15 protein-coding genes are annotated in these 15,766 nt (G+C 71.2%); 10 read left to right on the top strand and 5 right to left on the bottom strand.

What is annotated here, in order from left to right:
- Positions 1-100 precede the first annotated feature (100 nt).
- On the top strand, positions 101-955 hold the full coding sequence (locus AC2CHE_RS08210; RefSeq protein WP_484504289.1) for a helix-turn-helix domain-containing protein: 855 nt from the start codon (positions 101-103) through the stop codon (positions 953-955).
- A gap of 161 nt (positions 956-1,116) precedes the next feature.
- Here the strand turns inward: AC2CHE_RS08210 and AC2CHE_RS08205 are convergent, their stop codons facing one another.
- Positions 1,117-1,410 carry an antibiotic biosynthesis monooxygenase family protein gene (locus AC2CHE_RS08205; protein WP_484504288.1) on the bottom strand — a complete coding sequence of 98 codons (294 nt, stop codon included), beginning with the start codon at positions 1,408-1,410 and terminating at the stop codon, positions 1,117-1,119.
- A 189-nt stretch (positions 1,411-1,599) separates the two neighbouring features.
- Here AC2CHE_RS08205 and AC2CHE_RS08200 point away from each other — a divergent pair, with 189 nt between their 5' ends.
- Both AC2CHE_RS08200 and AC2CHE_RS08195 read left to right on the top strand, forming a co-directional pair.
- Positions 1,600-2,598: a TerC family protein gene (locus tag AC2CHE_RS08200; protein WP_484504287.1), complete on the top strand. Its 999-nt coding sequence runs from the start codon at positions 1,600-1,602 to the stop codon at positions 2,596-2,598.
- 59 nt (positions 2,599-2,657) lie between these two features.
- On the top strand, positions 2,658-3,470 hold the full coding sequence (locus AC2CHE_RS08195; RefSeq protein ID WP_484504286.1) for a tyrosine-protein phosphatase: 813 nt from the start codon (positions 2,658-2,660) through the stop codon (positions 3,468-3,470).
- Here the strand turns inward: AC2CHE_RS08195 and AC2CHE_RS08190 are convergent.
- On the bottom strand, positions 3,424-4,326 hold the full coding sequence (locus AC2CHE_RS08190; protein ID WP_484504285.1) for a serine hydrolase: 903 nt from the start codon (positions 4,324-4,326) through the stop codon (positions 3,424-3,426). The genes AC2CHE_RS08195 and AC2CHE_RS08190 overlap by 47 nt on opposite strands.
- Before the next feature lie 8 nt (positions 4,327-4,334).
- Positions 4,335-6,203, bottom strand: a complete 1,869-nt coding sequence (gene typA / locus AC2CHE_RS08185) for a translational GTPase TypA (RefSeq protein ID WP_484504284.1) — start codon at positions 6,201-6,203, stop codon at positions 4,335-4,337.
- Between the two features lie 126 nt (positions 6,204-6,329).
- On the opposite strand from typA, the gene AC2CHE_RS08180 reads away from it, so the two are divergent.
- The gene (locus AC2CHE_RS08180; RefSeq protein ID WP_484504283.1) at positions 6,330-7,682 is read left to right on the top strand and encodes a DedA family protein; all 1,353 of its coding nucleotides are present in this window, start codon (positions 6,330-6,332) and stop codon (positions 7,680-7,682) included.
- A gap of 97 nt (positions 7,683-7,779) precedes the next feature.
- On the top strand, positions 7,780-8,685 hold the full coding sequence (locus AC2CHE_RS08175) for a transglycosylase SLT domain-containing protein (protein WP_484504282.1): 906 nt from the start codon (positions 7,780-7,782) through the stop codon (positions 8,683-8,685).
- Here the strand turns inward: AC2CHE_RS08175 and AC2CHE_RS08170 are convergent.
- A complete protein-coding gene (locus AC2CHE_RS08170) occupies positions 8,631-10,760 on the bottom strand; it encodes an MMPL family transporter (protein ID WP_484504281.1) in 2,130 nt (709 codons plus the stop codon). The two genes, AC2CHE_RS08175 and AC2CHE_RS08170, sit on opposite strands and share 55 nt — an antisense overlap.
- A 175-nt stretch (positions 10,761-10,935) precedes the next feature.
- On the opposite strand from AC2CHE_RS08170, the gene AC2CHE_RS08165 reads away from it, so the two are divergent.
- The 3 genes from AC2CHE_RS08165 (at position 10,936) to AC2CHE_RS08155 (ending at position 14,202) form a co-directional block, all read left to right on the top strand.
- Positions 10,936-11,451, top strand: a complete 516-nt coding sequence (locus AC2CHE_RS08165; protein ID WP_484504324.1) for a MarR family winged helix-turn-helix transcriptional regulator — start codon at positions 10,936-10,938, stop codon at positions 11,449-11,451.
- Between the two features lie 3 nt (positions 11,452-11,454).
- The gene (locus tag AC2CHE_RS08160; protein WP_484504280.1) at positions 11,455-13,146 is read left to right on the top strand and encodes a CocE/NonD family hydrolase; all 1,692 of its coding nucleotides are present in this window, start codon (positions 11,455-11,457) and stop codon (positions 13,144-13,146) included.
- A gap of 159 nt (positions 13,147-13,305) precedes the next feature.
- On the top strand, positions 13,306-14,202 hold the full coding sequence (locus tag AC2CHE_RS08155; RefSeq protein ID WP_484504279.1) for a hypothetical protein: 897 nt from the start codon (positions 13,306-13,308) through the stop codon (positions 14,200-14,202).
- A gap of 77 nt (positions 14,203-14,279) precedes the next feature.
- On the opposite strand, the gene AC2CHE_RS08150 is transcribed toward AC2CHE_RS08155, so the two are convergent.
- Positions 14,280-14,483, bottom strand: a complete 204-nt coding sequence (locus AC2CHE_RS08150; RefSeq protein ID WP_484504278.1) for a cold-shock protein — start codon at positions 14,481-14,483, stop codon at positions 14,280-14,282.
- Positions 14,484-14,694: 211 nt separating this feature from the next.
- On the opposite strand from AC2CHE_RS08150, the gene AC2CHE_RS08145 reads away from it, so the two are divergent.
- Positions 14,695-15,303: a DedA family protein gene (locus tag AC2CHE_RS08145; protein ID WP_484504277.1), complete on the top strand. Its 609-nt coding sequence runs from the start codon at positions 14,695-14,697 to the stop codon at positions 15,301-15,303.
- A 133-nt stretch (positions 15,304-15,436) separates the two neighbouring features.
- Positions 15,437-15,760: a nuclear transport factor 2 family protein gene (locus AC2CHE_RS08140; RefSeq protein WP_484504276.1), complete on the top strand. Its 324-nt coding sequence runs from the start codon at positions 15,437-15,439 to the stop codon at positions 15,758-15,760.
- Positions 15,761-15,766: the final 6 nt, after the last annotated feature.

Genomic DNA, 15,766 nt, shown 5'->3' with positions numbered 1-15,766 from the left:
GGCGGAGCATCCACATCCCACGGTGGAGGGTAGCGGAATGCGAGCATACTATTGCGCTAAGTGATCGCCCTGCGTACTCTCCCTCGGTGGGGAGGCAGGGATGCCGTTGCCAACGAGTCCGGTCATTCGACGTGCGCGACTGGGCGCCGAGTTGCGTCAGCTACGCCGACGGGAGGCGCTGACGCTGGAACAGGTGTGTGAGCGACTCGGTTGGGCGTCCACCTCCAAGCTGTCCCGCATCGAGCTGGGGCAGAGCCGGCCCGACCTGGCCGACGTGCTCGACCTGCTCGACGTCTACGAGGTGCCGTCGCTGCAGCGCGACGCCCTGATCGTCATCGCCCGGGACGCGGCGACCAGTCGGGGCTGGTGGAAGTCGCTGGGGGAGATGAGCGAGCGGCAGCGCACGTACGCCGAACTCGAGGCCGGGGCGGCGGGCATCGTGGAGTACCAGCCGGTGATCGTGCCCGGCCTGCTGCAGACCCCGGCGTACGCCCGGCTGCGCATCGTCGCCGGTCAGCTCATCGACCCGGCGGTGGACGCGGAGGCCGACCTGCGGGCCCGCGCCGCCCGGCAGGCGGTGCTGCGTCGCGTCGAACCGCCCCGCTACACGGCGCTGGTCACCGAGTTGGCCTGCGAGCCGGGGGACGACCCGGTGGGGGTGTGGTGCGAGCAGGTGAGGCACCTGCTCGAACTGGCCGCCCTGCCGCATGTGACGATCCGGCTGCTGCGGGTCGGTGGGGGCGGGCGCCCGCTGCCGCTGACCCCGTTCTCCTGCTACGCCTTTCCGGACCCGGCGGACCCGCGCACGGTGATGTTGGAGGCATTGACCACGGATGTGAGGCTGACCACCGCGATCGACGTCGACCGGTACGAACGGATGACCGACTGCCTGCTGGAGGCGGCGCTGCCGGCGGAGGAGACGGTGCGGCTGCTGTCCCGCCGGCTCGACCGATGACGCACCGCACCTGCCGCCGGGTCGGCAGGTGCGTGCACGGTCGTCGCGTCGGCACCGGGCCCGGCACCCCCGAAGCCGCCGGGGCCGGTGCCGACGCGAGACGCACGATAGGTGGACGGTGTGACACTTTCTCGGTTCGGCGCGTGATGATTCGAGGCCGGTCAGGCGGGTACGTCGACGAAGTGTTCGACCCGCGGCGGCGCGGCGAAGTGCGGACCGATCAGCTCCCGCCAGCCGGCGAAACGCTCGGTGGCCCGGAAGTTCTGCTCGTGCGCCTCGATCGAGTCCCACTCGACCAGCAGCACGAAGCGGGAGGGTGACTCCAGGCCCCGGGTCATGCGTACCGAGCGGCAGCCGGGCGTGTCGGCGAGCAACGGGTGCCCTTGGGCGTACGCGGCGGCGAACGCCTCCTCGTGGCCGGGGATGACATCGATGAGCGCTACCTCAAGGACCATGCGGGCAGCCTGCCACATCGCTGCCGGACCCGTGCCGGCTGGCCGGCCTTTCGTCCGTCGTCGTCTGCGCCGGGCTACCGCACCCGGTAACCCATCCTCCTAGGATGCCCAGCGGGGGTGGGGCGGCCGTCTCGCCCGGCAGGGCGTACCGTGTGCCGGTTGCTCGGTGGCGACCGGAGGAATGAGACTGTGAACGTGTCCGGACTGGTGTGGGTGGCGACGCTCACGGCCCTGATCACGGTCCTCGTGGCGGACCTGCTCATCATCGGGCGCCGGCCGCATGAGCCGAGCGTGCGGGAGTCGAGCCTCTGGGTCGCCTTCTACGTCGGGTTGGCCCTGCTGTTCGGTGGCGGACTGTGGCTCACCGCCGGGGCGAGCGTGGCGGGGCAGTTCTACACCGGCTGGCTGACCGAGTACAGCCTCTCGGTGGACAACCTGTTCGTGTTCGTGATCATCATGGCCCGCTTCGCGGTGCCCCGGCAGTACCAGCAGAAGGTGCTGCTCATCGGCATCGTTCTCGCGCTCGTCATGCGGGGTGGTTTCATCGCCGCGGGTGCGGCGTTGATCTCGCAGTTCACCTGGGTCTTCTACATCTTCGGGGCGTTCCTGATCTACACCGCGATCAACCTGGCCCGGCACGGTGAGTCGAGCGAGGAGGAGTTCACCGAGAACATCCTCATCCGCTGGAGTCGGCGGGCGCTGCCCATCTCCCGGAGCTACGAGAGCGCGCGGCTGACCGCACGGGAAGACGGCCGGCGGATGTTCACGCCGATGCTCATCGTCATGATCGCCATCGGAACAACCGATCTGATCTTCGCGCTCGACTCGATTCCGGCGATCTTCGGAATCACCCAGGAGCCGTACCTCGTCTTCACCGCCAACGTGTTCGCACTGATGGGGCTGCGGCAGCTCTACTTCCTGCTCGGCGGGCTGCTCGACCGGTTGATCTACCTGAGCCACGGGCTCGCGGTGGTGCTCGCCTTCATCGGGGTCAAGCTGATCCTGGAGGCGCTGGCGGAGAACAATCTGGGGTTCATCAACGGCGGCGAACACGTCGGGTGGGCGCCGCACATTCCGATCTGGCTGTCGCTGTTGATCATTCTGGGCACCCTCGCGGCGGCCACGGCGGCGAGCCTGATCAGGTCCTCGCGGGACCGGCGACGCGAGCTGGCCGCGTCCCGCCGCTGAGCGGTGGGTGTCTGTCGCACCGATCATCGGGTACGGCACCCTGAACGGGAGGGGGCGACATGATCAGTGAGCGAGCGAACGCATCGGACTGGACCCTCGTCGGCGCGCCCAACGCGCGGGACCTCGGTGGACTGATCGGTGCCGGGGGTCGGCGGGTACGACCCGGACGGCTGATCCGTACGCCGGCGTTGGGCCGGCTGACCGACGACGACCTGCCGGTGTTGGCGAAGCTCGAACCGGCCTGCGTGGTGGACCTCCGCGCCGAGTCGGAGGTGTCGGTGGCGCCACCGGACCGGCTGACCGGCGAGCCGACCGTGGTGCACCTGCCGGTGCACGACCCGGCGCATCCGGTCTTCACGTACGTCTCGGCCGTGCTGCTCGGCCACGACCTGAGCGAGTACGCGGAGTTGGCGCGGCAGGGGACACCGGCGGCGATGGCCGCGATCTACCGCTGGTTCGTCACCGGGGCCTCGGCCCGGGAGGGATTCGCCGCGGCCGTCCGGCTGGCGGCCGACGGGCGTAACCTGCCGCTGATCTACCACTGCTCGGCGGGCAAGGACCGCACCGGTTGGCTGACCGCGGTGCTGCTGCACGCCCTCGGGGTGGACGAGGCCGCGATCCGAGCGGACTACCTGGCCCACAACCCGTTGACGGAGAGCCTGCGCGGGGTGCTGGTCGATGCGATGCGGCAGCGTCACCCGGGGCTCGACGAGACGGCGGTCCGGCCGGTGCTGGAGGTACGCCCGGAGTACCTCGACGCCGCGTACGCACAGGTGCGGCAGGTGCACGGGTCGTTCGGGGCGTACCTGCGCGACGGCCTGGGGGTCACCGAGGAGACGGTGGCGGCGCTGCGGGAGAACCTGCTGGACTGAGCGTGGTGAGGTCGTGGCGGGCCTGCCACACCGCACGGGAGATGTCGGCCACCAACTGGTTGGCGTCGACGTCGGCCCGAGGGTCGGTCTGGTCGTCGCCGAATGTGGTGCAGACGACGAGCACATAGGGCTCGGCGTCGGCGGGGTAGACCACCGCAGCGCCGTGCCGTACGCCGCGTACCCAGCCGTTCTTGTGGGCGAGCCGGACGTCGGCGGGCAGCCCTTCGGCGATGTCCTGACGGATCTGCTGGGCGCAGAGCACGTCCAGCATGGCGGCGCAGCCGGCCGGTGCGGCGATCGGGCCGGGTCGGCTCGCGCCGGTGGCGACGGCACCGAGCAGCGCGGCCAGATCGGCGGCGGTGACCAGGTTGGTGATCTGGGCCTCGCGGGCGGCGAAGTCCTCGATGCCGCGCCCGGTGACGCTGTGCCGAGCGCCGGCCAGCCGCCAGACCTCGGCCACCGCGGGCAGGCCGACGTGTTGGATGACCAGGTTGGTGGCGAGGTTGCTGGAGCGGACGATCATCCGTTCGGCCAGCCAGCGCAGCGACGCCCGCCCGCCGAGGCGGTCCCACACGGCCCCGTCGTTGTCGTACGCACGGCGGCAGGAGTACGGCGGGGCGTCCGGCCGGGCGGAGGTGAACCGGTTGACCACCTCGACCGGGGCGTCCAGGTCGAGCTGGCCGGCCTCGGCGGCGCGGTGCAGGGCGGCGAGCACGGCCAGTTTCATCGTGCTCGCCGCGTAGTGGGTGGCCTCGGCGTACCGGGTCCAGGTGGGTGGGGCACCGAGGTGCCCCGCGTACACCGAGATGGTGCCGGGCTCCCGGTCCAGCCGCGCGTGGAGATCGGCTGCGGCCATCGGTCGCCTCAGCCGGCGTGCTTGCGGCGGGCTGCGGTGCGGGCCCGCTGGGTCTGGTCGAGCACGACCTTGCGGATGCGCACGGCGGCCGGGGTGACCTCGACGCACTCGTCCTCGCGGCAGAACTCCAGCGCCTGCTCCAGTGACAGCTTGCGCGGCGGAATCAGCTTCTCGGTCTCCTCGGAGGTGGAGGAGCGCATGTTGGTGAGCTTCTTCTCCTTGGTGATGTTGACGTCCATGTCGTCGGAGCGGGAGTTCTCCCCGACGATCATGCCCTCGTACACCTCGGTGCCGGGCTCGACGAAGAGCGTGCCGCGCTCCTGGAGGTTCATCATGGCGAACGCGGTGGCGGCGCCGGAGCGGTCGGCGACCAGCGAGCCGTTGTTGCGGGTCCGCAGCTCGCCGAACCACGGCTCGTACGACTCGAAGACGTGGTGCAGGATGCCGGTGCCCCGGGTCTCGGTGAGGAACTCGGTGCGGAAGCCGATCAGTCCACGGGCCGGTACCAGCCACTCCATCCGGATCCAGCCGGTGCCGTGGTTGACCAGCTGCTCCATCCGGCCCTTGCGGGTGGCCAGCAGCTGGGTGATCGCGCCGAGGTACTCGTCGGGCGCGTCGATGGTGAGCCGTTCCACCGGTTCGCAGGTGCGCCCGTCGATCTCCCGGGTGACCACCTGGGGTTTGCCGACGGTCAGCTCGTAGGACTCGCGGCGCATCTGCTCCACCAGGATGGCCAGGGCGAGCTCGCCGCGGCCCTGCACCTCCCAGGCGTCCGGTCGCTCGGTGGGCAGCACCCGCAGCGACACGTTGCCGACGAGTTCCTTGTCCAGGCGGTCCTTGACCATCCGGGCGGTGACCTTGGCGCCCTTGACCCGGCCGACCAGGGGCGAGTTGTTGGTGCCGAGGGTCATGGAGATCGCCGGCTCGTCGACGGTGATCAGCGGTAGCGGGACCGGGTTCTCGGCGTCGGCGAGGGTTTCGCCGATCATGATCTCGGGGATGCCGGCGACCGCGATGATGTCGCCCGGGCCGGCACTGTTCGCGGGCTTGCGCTCCAGACCCTCGGTCATCAGCAGCTCGGAGATGCGGACCCGCTGGGTGCTGCCGTCAGTGCGGCACCAGGCCACCGACTGGCCCTTGGCGATGGTGCCCTGCCGCACCCGGCACAGCGCGAGGCGGCCGAGGAACGGGGAGGCGTCGAGGTTGGTGACGTGCGCCTGCAGCGGGGCGTTCTCGTCGTACGCGGGCGGCGGGATGGTGTCCAGCAGGGCGCGGAACAGCGGCTCCAGGCTCTGGCTGTCGTCCGGCACCGAACCGTCGGCGGGCTGGGTCAGCGAGGCGATGCCGTCGCGGGCGCAGGCGTAGACGATCGGGAAGTCGATCTGCTCCTCGTCGGCGTCGAGGTCGAGGAAGAGTTCGTAGGTGTCGTCGACGACCTCCTTGATCCGGGCGTCCGGGCGGTCCACCTTGTTGATCACCAGGATGATCGGCATCCGGGCCTTGAGGGCCTTGCGGAGCACGAACCGGGTCTGCGGCAGCGGCCCTTCGCTGGCGTCGACCAGGAGCACCACCCCGTCGACCATGGTCAGGCCACGCTCGACCTCGCCGCCGAAGTCGGCGTGACCGGGGGTGTCGATGATGTTGATGGTGACCGGGTCCGAGCCGTCGGCGGGCAGGTAGCGCACGCCGGTGTTCTTGGCCAGGATGGTGATGCCCTTCTCCCGTTCCAGGTCCATCGAGTCCATCACCCGCTCGGTCACCTCGCCCCGGGCGCCGTAGGCGCCGGACTGCCGCAGCATGGCGTCGACCAGGGTGGTCTTGCCGTGGTCGACGTGGGCGATGATGGCGACGTTGCGGAGGTCCGTGCGAAGCTGCATGAGCTCCATCCTCCCGCCTGCGCGGTAGCCGCGTGGCGTCGGGGTCACCGGAGAGCGGGGCGGCACGGTGACGGAGGGGACTGTCACACTTGCAGGGCAGTTCTGCCGAGGTGATCCGGGGGCGCCGTGCACGATCTGCTCAGTTCGGTGCAGAGCCTGCCACCGTGGCTGATCTATGTGGTGGCGGCGCTGATCGTGGCCGCCGAGACGGCCCTGATCATCGGTCTGGTCGCGCCCGGTGAGGCGACCCTGCTGCTGGTGGGCTTCCTCACGTACACCGGCACGGTGCGATTCGGACCGGCGTTGCTGGCGATGATCGCCGCCGCCGCGCTGGGGGACGCGTTGGCGTTCCGTGCCGGCCGGCGCTACGGGCCCCGGCTGCGGGCCAGCAGGTGGGGTGCCCGGGTGGGGCCGGAGCGCTGGGCCCGAGCCGACGCGATGCTCGACCGGATGGGTGGGCGAGGTGTGCTGACCGCCCGCTGGGTGGCGTTCGCCCGCACGCTGGTGCCCCGACTGGCCGGTGCGGCCGGCATGCCGTACCGCCGGTTCGCGCCGTGGAACCTGGCCGGGGTGAGCACCTGGGTGGTTGCCTCGGTGCTGGTCGGGCAGCTGGCCGGAGAGTCGTACGAGACGGTCTCCCGGCTGCTGGGCCGGGCCACCGGGGCGGTGCTGGTGCTGCTGGCCGCGCTGGTCGCGGTGGTGCTGGCCGGTCGCTGGCTGGGCCGGAACCCCGATCCGGCCCGGGCGTTGCTGACCCGGGCGGCCCGGCTGCCGCCGCTGCGGTGGCTGTCGGCCCGTTACGGACTGCTGTTCTTCCTGCTGAGCCTGCGCCTCGGGCCGGCGTGGGCGTTGCTGGCGAACCTGGCCGTCGGGGTGGTGCTGCTGTTCGTGGTGGCGCTGGTGATCGCGTGGGTCCTGCGGGTGGTGGTCCGGCACAGTGGGTTGGCCCTGGTCGACGGGGCGATCGCGGGCTGGTTCGCGGCGCGGCGTACACCCGATGCGGTGGAAGCGACCCAGGCGGCGGTGTCGCTGCTGCGTGGCTCGTCGCTGATCGTGATGGTGGCGGTGGTGGCCCTGGTGCAGGCATGGCGGCAGCGACCCTGGCGGGCGGACCTGCTCAGTGTGGTCGGCACGGTGGGTGCCTTCGTGCCGCTGGTGGTGCTGGCGGCCGTGGCGGACCTGGCCGCCGGTGGGCGGGTGGTCCTGTTCTCCACGCAGAACGTGGTGGTGACGGCGAGCCTGTGCACGCTGGCGTGGTTGCTGTCGCGAGGTGCCCGTTGGCCGGTGGCGGTGGCCGCGTGGACGGTGGCGGCGGTCGGCGTGGTCACCATCGGCGGTGCCCGGCTGTACCTGGGGCTGAGCACGGCCAGCGGCACGGTGGGCGCGGTGCTGCTCGGTGCCGCCTGGACGGCGGTGTTCATGGTCGCCTGGGCCACCCGGGACCGTGCGGTGACCGGCGGTACGTCCGCCGCCGGGTGAGGCGGGCGCCGGGATCCCGGCGGCGGTCGCGGGGCCACGCGCGACGGGCGGTAGCTGTTAGTGTGCGGCGAGTTCGTCAGCGCCAGAGGAGGTCGACATGGGACGCGGCGTCGCACGGTGGGGTGTCGCGGTGGTCGCCGCGATGCTGCTGCTCATCGGCGGTGGGTGTGCCAAGGTGGACACTCCCGCGGCGGAGGTGCCGGCTCCGGTCGCACTTCCGGAGGAGTTGCCGGACGCCGCGGGGGAGCCCACCGGCTCGCCGGCGCCGGAGGAGGCGTCGGCGACACCGTCGGCAGCGGAGGCGATGGGCGCCGCGCCGAAGGCCACACCCAGCGCCAGCGCGTCTCCGTCGGCGGCGAAGCGGAGCGCGAAGCCGAAGCGCACCACGGCCACCGCTCCGCGGGCGGTGCCGAAGCCGCCGACGGAGACGGAGGTGCCGCCGGATCCGCCGAAGCCGCCCTCAAGCGGCGACTGCAAGCCCAGCTACAAGGGCGATCAGGCCAGCCGCGCAAAGGTCAAGGCGGCGTTGACCGACGCGGCCGGGCGCACGTACTGGCCGACGTCGGCGCCGGACATCCGCGTTCCGCTGAATCTGATCAAGGCGACGGCGTGGCAGGAGAGCGGTTGGCAGTCCAACATCGTGGCCTGCGACAAGGGCATCGGCCTGATGCAGGTGATGCCGGAAACCGCAGCCTGGATGAACCAGCGTTTCGGGCAGAGCTACGACGTGTGGGACTACCGGGACAACGCCTACCTCGGCGGCACCTTCCTGGCCTGGCTGACCAAGTACATCGGTGACATGTACTTCGACGCCGACTACCGGCTCGACGCCGACCTGTGCACCGCCGAGCTTGACTCGTGCCTGTTGAACGCGGTCATCGCCGCGTACAACTACGGGCACGGCGAGGTGGCCCCGGAGAATGAGCCGCTGAACATCCCCAACGCGAGCTACGTGCGCAACGTCCGGGCGTTGATGACGGAGTGCGTCTGCCTCGGGTTCTGACCGTCGCCGATCCGGCCGGGCCACCAGAAGCGTTCCCCGAGCACGAACGCCAGGGCCGGGACGACGACCGTGCGGACCAGGAGGGTGTCCAGCAGGACGCCGAGGCAGACGATGATCCCGATCTGGGTCAGGGTGATCAGAGGTAGCACGCCGAGGACGGCGAAGACAGCGGCCAGCAGGATGCCGGCGCTGGTGATGACGCCGCCGGTGACCCGCAGCGCGGAGAGCATGCCCTGCCGGGTGCCGACGGTGCGGGCATCCTCGCGGGCGCGGGTGACCAGGAAGATGTTGTAGTCCACGCCGAGCGCCACCAGGAAGACGAAGGCGAGCAGCGGCACGGTGGTGTCCAGTGCGGGGAAGCCGAGCACGTGGTCGAAGAGCAGCCAGGCGCCGCCGAGGCTGGCGAAGTACGACGCGACGACGGTGACCACCAGCAGCACCGGGGCGACCAGGCCGCGTAGCAGCAGGATCAGCACGGCGCCGACCAGCAGCAGGATCAGCGGCAGGATGACGCGCAGGTCCTCGGCGTCGGCGGCCGACGCGTCGTACGTGCCGGCCACGCTGCCGCCGACGATGGCGCCGGTCGGGGTGTCGCCGCCCGCCGGGGCGGGCGGCGCGGAGTCCGGTACGGCGGCGACCGCGTCCCGCAGGGCCTCCAGCGTCCGGTCGGAGGCGGTGGTGCCCGGTTCGGCGTCGAGCACCACGTCGACCTGGGCGACGGTGGGGCCGGCGGTGCCGGGACGGGCGGAGGCGACCCCGGGCACCTCGGTGGCGGCCGCGGTGACCGCCGGTACGGTGTCGGGTCGGGTCATCACCGCGACCGGCTGGGTGGTGCCGGCAGGGAAGGCGCTTGCCAGGGTCTGTGCCCCGGCGACCGCTTCCGGCTGTACCCGGAACTGCTCGGTCTCCGACAGCCCGGTCCGCAGGCCGAGGCCGCCCAGGGCGAGTGCGGCCAGCAGCAGCGTGGCCAGTGCCGCGACGGGAACCGGGCGGCGGATCACGGCGGCACCGAGTCGACCCCAGACCCGGCCCTCCCGACCTTCGCTGCCGACGTGCGGTACGAACGGCCAGAACAGGCGCCGCCCGAGTAGCACCAGCGCGGCCGGCAGCAGGAGCAGCGCCGATGCCATGGCCAGCAGGATGCCGGTGGCGCAGGCGACGGCGAGGGCCCGGTTGAGTTCCCGCTCGCTGAGCAGCAGGGTGAGCACCCCGAGCATGACGGTGCCGCCGCTGGCGAGGATCGGTTCGGCGGTGCGGCGCAGCGCAGCCCGCATGGCCGCGAAGCGATCCGCTTCCCGGCGTAGCTCCTCCCGGTAGCGGGCGATCAGCAGCAGGGCGTAGTTGGTGGCGGCGCCGAAGACGAGGACGCTGGCGATGCCGCTGACAGCGCCGCCGGCGTAGTTGATGCCGACGGCGGGGATGACCGTGTCGAGGGCCCGCAGCGCCACCTGTTCGGTGGCGGCCACCACGGCCAGCGGCACCATCCACAGCAGCGGACTGCGGTAGGTGACGAGCAGCAGCAGCGCGACGACCGCGGCGGTGACGGCGAGCAGGGTGGTGTCGGCGCCCTCGAAGACCTTGGTGAGGTCGGCGGTGAAGGCCGGCGCGCCGGTCACCTCGACGGTCAGTTCGGCCGGTAGGGCGGTCAGCGCATCCCGAACCTCGGCCACGGTGGCGGCCACCGCTTCCTGACCGCCCTCGGTGCTCAACGGCACGGCGACCAGGGCCACCGTGCCGTCGGGAGACAGCTGCGGCGGGGAGACCTGGCCGCCGACGGTGAAGCCACCGAGGGTGCCGGTGCCGCTGGTGACGGCGGTGCGGTCGCCCTCGGTCAGCGACGCGCCGTCATCGCGGGTGACCACGACGATGGCCGGCTGGACGTCGCTGGCGGGCAGTTCCTCCTGCAACCGCTCGACCTGGGTGGACTGCCAACGGTCGGACAGGCCGGTGGCGGAGACGGGCGCCGGGTTGTCGGGGGCGGGCAACCAGAAGACAGCCGTGCCCACGGCCAACGCCGCGAGGATGGTGGACAAGGCGCTCAGGCGACCGCCCGCCACCCGGGTGAACACGGACATCGAGGACGACCCCCAGTCGACAAAGTATCTAGACTGTCGAGATTCTCGCCTATCAAGAAATACACTGCAACAGTGTGACGGCAGAGAATCTCGACGGCCGAGACGAGACTTCGGCTCGGGTTATGCTGCGAGCCCGGACCTCGGGAGGAAGCGGCGGCAGGTGGCAGCTCACGGTATGTACCGCAGGCGCGACACACGCCGGGACGTGCTGATCGCCGAGATCACGGCTGAGCTGCGGCGCTACGGCGTGGACGCGCAGCACGTCGGACACGCCTTCGCCGGCCAGCACGGCCTCAACGCCACCGACCTGCAGGCACTGATCGCCGTGATGGACGCCGAGCTGCTCGGCGATCCGATCACTCCCGGCCGGCTCGGCGAGCACCTCGGGCTCTCCTCCGGCTCGGTCACCGCCCTGATCGACCGGCTGGAACGCGCCGGGCATCTGCGCCGTGACCGGGCCACCATGGACCGACGCAAGGTGCTGCTGCGCTACGCCCAACGCGGCGCCGAGCTGGCGATGGGCTTCTTCCGGCCGCTGGGCGAGCGCACCGACCGGGTGATGGCCGGCTTCCGTGACGATGAGCTGGAGGTGGTGTACCGGTTCGTGACGGCGATGGGAGCCTCGCTGAGGGAGCACCGGGACGAGGTCCGTGCCGCCCGGACCGAGCCACACCGACGCCGGTCGGAGTGAGTCGTGCTTGATCGTCTGGCGGCCGGGCTCGCCGCCGCCGCCCTGCGACTGCCCCCGGCGCGGACCCGACGGGTCACCGTCACCCGGGACGTCGCGCTGCGGGTACGCGACGGAGTGACGCTGCGCACCGACCACTACGCGCCCGACCTGCCCACCGCGCCCACCGTGCTGATCCGAACCCCGTACGGCCGGGCCGGACCGATGCGGCTGCTCTGCCGACTCGCCGCCGAGCAGGGATTCCACGTGGTGATCCAGTCCTGCCGGGGCACCGGCGGCTCCGGCGGTGCGTTCGAGCCGTTCGTGCACGAACGCGACGACGGCCTGGACACACTCGACTGGCTGCGCCGGCAGCCGTGGTGGACCGGCGCGTTCGGCATGTTCGGCGCCAGCTACCAGGGGTTCGTACAGTGGGCCCTGGCGGCGGACGCGGGCCCGCAGTTGCGCGCGATGGTCGCGGTCGCCACCGCCTCGACCACCCGCGACTCAACCTACGCCGGGGAGTCGTTCGCCCTGGACACGGTGCTGACCTGGGCCGAGCTGCTCCAGGCGCAGACCGTCCCGTGGCTGGCCCGTCAGTGGGAGCTCAAGCGTGGCCAGCCGAAGCTGACCGCCGCCCTGTCGCACCTTCCGTTGATCGAGGCCGACCGGGTCGCCACCGGGGTGACCGTGCCGTTCTTCCAGGAGTGGCTGCGGCACCACACCCCACTGGCCGACTATTGGCGCAGTCGGGTCTTTGACGACCGACTTCACCTGGTCAGCTCCCCGGTGGCGATGGTCAGCGGCTGGCACGACATCTTCCTGCCGGCCCAACTGCGCGACTACACGACGCTGCGGGCCACCGGTGCCCGTCCGCGTCTGGTGATCGGGCCGTGGACGCATGGCAGCCCCGGGCTGTTCATCGCCGCCCTGCGTGAGGGACTGAGCTGGCTCGACCTCCACCTGTCCGACGACCAGGCCGGTGATCGGCGGGCAGCAGGTGCCGTCCACCCGCCCGACACCTCCGTGCGGGTGCACGTCGGTGGCGTCGGTGGCGGCTGGCGTGACCTGCCCGACTGGCCGCCGCCCGCCGACGCCGTGCGGTGGCACCTGCAGCCGGGGGCGGCCCTGAGCCCCGGGGACCCGGTGCCGTCGCCGCCGGACGGGTTCTGGTACGACCCGGCAGACCCGACACCGTCGCTCGGCGGTCCACTGCTGGTGGCCCAGCGGGCCGGACCATTCGACAACCGCCCGGTCGAGGCCAGGCCCGACGTGTTGACCTGGACCAGCGAGCCGTTGGCCGCCGGCATCGAGGTGATCGGGCCGGTACGCGCCGAGATCCACCTGCGCAGCGAGCTGACGCACCTGGACGTGTTCGTGCGACTGTGCGACGTGGACGAGCGGGGACGCTCGTGGAACATCTGCGACGGGCTGGTCCGACTCGATCCGCAGCGGTTTCCCGCCGACGACACCGGCGCCGTCACGGTGCCGGTCGAGATGTGGCCCACCGCCCACCGCTTCGCCACCGGGCACCGACTGCGGTTGCAGGTCTCCGGCGGGGCACATCCCCGCTACGCGCGCAACCCCGGCACCGGCGAACCCCTCGGCGCGGCTGTCACGCTCCGTGGTGGATTTCGGGAGATCCTGCACGACCCGGATCATCCGTCCGCAGTGGTCCTACCGGTCGTCCACTCTGCCTCTCAGCCTTCTCCAAGCTGAATCGAAGCGCCTCTGAGCTGGGCATTCTCCGATTGCCCGAGCTATCGTGGTGTCACGCCCGGCGCCGTGCACCCGATTGGCCGGGCTCGCCGGTGAGTATCCACCGCGCACGCGGTGTCACCGTCGCGCCTGGTCCCCAACACAAGCGAAGGGGGATCAATGACGCGGGCCCCGGCAAATCTGCTCGCCGTTCGTAGTCTGTTGCTTGCGCACCTCAACCGCGATCCCAACCGCAGTCGAGACGACGACCTCGAACCGAACGAGGTCGGCATCGTCGGCGACGCCAACCATCGAGGGGGCTACCACTGCGGGTCGGACCGGGTCGTCACCAACGACTACTCGGTGGTCGAGTCGCCCCGCGACCGCAACGGCCTCACCCTGGACGCGGCCGCCCTGGACGTGGGGACGTTCCGGCTCAACTCCGGTGGCCGTACCCACACCCTGTTCACGTTCTCGACCTGGTGCGTGGCGCAGTGCGCCGCCAACGCCCCGGACACCCGTGACATCCGCGAGATCATCTATTCGCCGGACGGCAAGGTGGTCCGGCGCTGGGACCGGCTCGGTCGCCGTAGCACCGGCGGCCGGTCCCACCTGTGGCACACCCATTTCAGCTTCTTCCGGGACTCGATCAAGGCGAACCGCGACCAGCGGCCGCTGTTCCGTCGCTACCTGACCGCGATCGGACTGCTGAACTCCGAGGAGGGGAAGAACGACATGACACCCGAGGAACACAACTGGCTCAGGACCGTCCACCGCAACCTCACCGTCCTGGACGGACGCAACCCGGTCGGGCAGATCTACACCCGGATGGCGATGGGCGAGGATCACAAAGATCCCGACTTCCGGGTCTCCCACCCGACACTGCGCACCATCGGCACCCAACTCACCGCGCTGCAGAGCACGTTGGAATCGCTGATGAACCGGGACTTCACCGACGAGCAGGCGATCGTCACCGGGGTGCTGGCCGGTCTCACGCCGGAGGAGATCGCGGCGGCGATCCCGCCCACCGTGGCGCAGCAGGTCGTCAGCGAGCTGAGTCGCAGGCTGGCGGCCTGAGGCGACGCCCCGACGAGTGGCGGCCGGTGCCGGCCGCCACTCACCGCCGTGCGATCAGCCCCGTCGGACCGTACGAGTCAGAGCGGGCGGACGTTGTCCGCCTGTGGGCCCTTCTGCCCCTGGGTCACGTCGAACTCGACCTTCTGGCCCTCGGTCAGCTCGCGGTAACCGCTGGACTGGATGGCCGAGTAGTGGACGAAGACGTCGGGCCCTCCGCCGTCCTGCTCGAGGAAGCCGAAGCCCTTTTCGGAGTTGAACCACTTCACGGTGCCGGTTGCCATGCGTACTCTCTCCCTGTTCCATGCGGGCGACCGCTGGCTTGCGCGCCGGTGATCGCCCAATACCTTCCCGACAGTAACCGGTGAATAGCGGATTTGCCGGGCGAAGCGCCTCAGGTGATGGAGCGGATGGCGCCGACACGACCGGCGGCATCCCGAGGATGGGGAGGAAAGCCGATGCCCACGGTGGCGGCCAGGTCCTAGCGTACGAGGCATGGCGGACCAGCTGGCCCAGGTCGGAGAGCTGCCCCTGGTGGTGCTGATGGTGGTGCTCGGGGTGGTCATGCTCTTCGACGCGGTGCCGCTGTTCGGGGTTCTCGTGCCCGGTGACGTGGCGGTGCTCGCGGTAGTGGCGGTGGGTAGCCCCGCCACCGGGGTGGCGACCTTCGTCGCCGTGGTCACCGGATGCCTCACCGGTTGGTCACTGAGTTTTCTCGTCGGCCGGCGGTGGGGCGGCCGGCTGCGGCACAGCCGCTTCGGCGGGTGGGTCGGCGAGGCGAGGTGGGTGGCCGCGGAGGCCATCCTGCGCCGCGACGGCGGCCGACTGGTGCTGATCGCGCCCTTCCTGCCGGTGTTCAACGCGCTGCTGCCGCTGGCCGCGGGCGGGTTGCACATGTCGTACCGACGGTTTCTCGGATTCGCGGCGCTGGGCGCGGCCGGATGGGCCGGCCTCTACCTGGTGGTGGGCACCGCGTCGCGGACACTGGCCGGGCTGCTGCCCGCCGGCGCGAGTCCACTGCTGGTGACCACGGCCGGCGGACTGCTGTTGGCGGCCCTGGTGTTGCTCGGCACCCGGCGACGGTTGCGCGCGGTCACCCGCTGACCCGGCTGGTCAGGTCCGGCGAACGCGGCCGGGCGGTCCTGGAACTGATCGAACCGAGGGCGGCCGTCGCAACCGTGCGGCAGGATCGTGCAGGTCCGCAGAGCTGCACGACGCTTCCGTGGGGAGTTCCGCCATGAGCGCCGCACCGCCACTCATTGGTCGCTACTTCGCGCTCGCCGGCGAGGCCGACAGCGACGCCTACTTCGCGCTCTTCGCCCCCGACGCCGTGGTCGAGGACGAGGACAGGACCTACGCGGGCCTCGCCGAGATCCGGGCCTGGCGGCAGGAGGTGCCGCTGGTGTCGTACGAGATCACCGACGTGGCGCAGACGCCGGAGGGGACGGTGGTCACCGCCACCATCACCGGCGACTTTCCCGGCAGCCCCTTCGCCGGCCTGCGGTACCGCTTCGAGGACTACGACGACAACCAGATCCGACGCCTGCGCATCGCTCCCTGACCGGCG

This window comes from Micromonospora sp. ATLC16 (genome assembly GCF_057196645.1).
This window is presented reverse-complemented; position numbering and strand designations above follow the sequence as displayed.

What these genes read in the sequence shown, in the direction of transcription:
- AC2CHE_RS08140 (WP_484504276.1), top strand. Translation starts at nt 15,437, where the DNA reads ATGAGCGCCGCACCGCCACTCATTGGTCGCTACTTCGCGCTCGCCGGC.
- AC2CHE_RS08175 (WP_484504282.1), top strand. Translation starts at nt 7,780, where the DNA reads ATGGGACGCGGCGTCGCACGGTGGGGTGTCGCGGTGGTCGCCGCGATG.
- AC2CHE_RS08190 (WP_484504285.1), bottom strand. Translation starts at nt 4,326, where the DNA reads ATGGCCGCAGCCGATCTCCACGCGCGGCTGGACCGGGAGCCCGGCACC.
- AC2CHE_RS08205 (WP_484504288.1), bottom strand. Translation starts at nt 1,410, where the DNA reads ATGGTCCTTGAGGTAGCGCTCATCGATGTCATCCCCGGCCACGAGGAG.
- typA (WP_484504284.1), bottom strand. Translation starts at nt 6,203, where the DNA reads ATGCAGCTTCGCACGGACCTCCGCAACGTCGCCATCATCGCCCACGTC.
- AC2CHE_RS08150 (WP_484504278.1), bottom strand. Translation starts at nt 14,483, where the DNA reads ATGGCAACCGGCACCGTGAAGTGGTTCAACTCCGAAAAGGGCTTCGGC.
- AC2CHE_RS08165 (WP_484504324.1), top strand. Translation starts at nt 10,936, where the DNA reads ATGTACCGCAGGCGCGACACACGCCGGGACGTGCTGATCGCCGAGATC.
- AC2CHE_RS08155 (WP_484504279.1), top strand. Translation starts at nt 13,306, where the DNA reads ATGACGCGGGCCCCGGCAAATCTGCTCGCCGTTCGTAGTCTGTTGCTT.
- AC2CHE_RS08195 (WP_484504286.1), top strand. Translation starts at nt 2,658, where the DNA reads ATGATCAGTGAGCGAGCGAACGCATCGGACTGGACCCTCGTCGGCGCG.
- AC2CHE_RS08170 (WP_484504281.1), bottom strand. Translation starts at nt 10,760, where the DNA reads ATGTCCGTGTTCACCCGGGTGGCGGGCGGTCGCCTGAGCGCCTTGTCC.
- AC2CHE_RS08210 (WP_484504289.1), top strand. Translation starts at nt 101, where the DNA reads ATGCCGTTGCCAACGAGTCCGGTCATTCGACGTGCGCGACTGGGCGCC.
- AC2CHE_RS08145 (WP_484504277.1), top strand. Translation starts at nt 14,695, where the DNA reads ATGGCGGACCAGCTGGCCCAGGTCGGAGAGCTGCCCCTGGTGGTGCTG.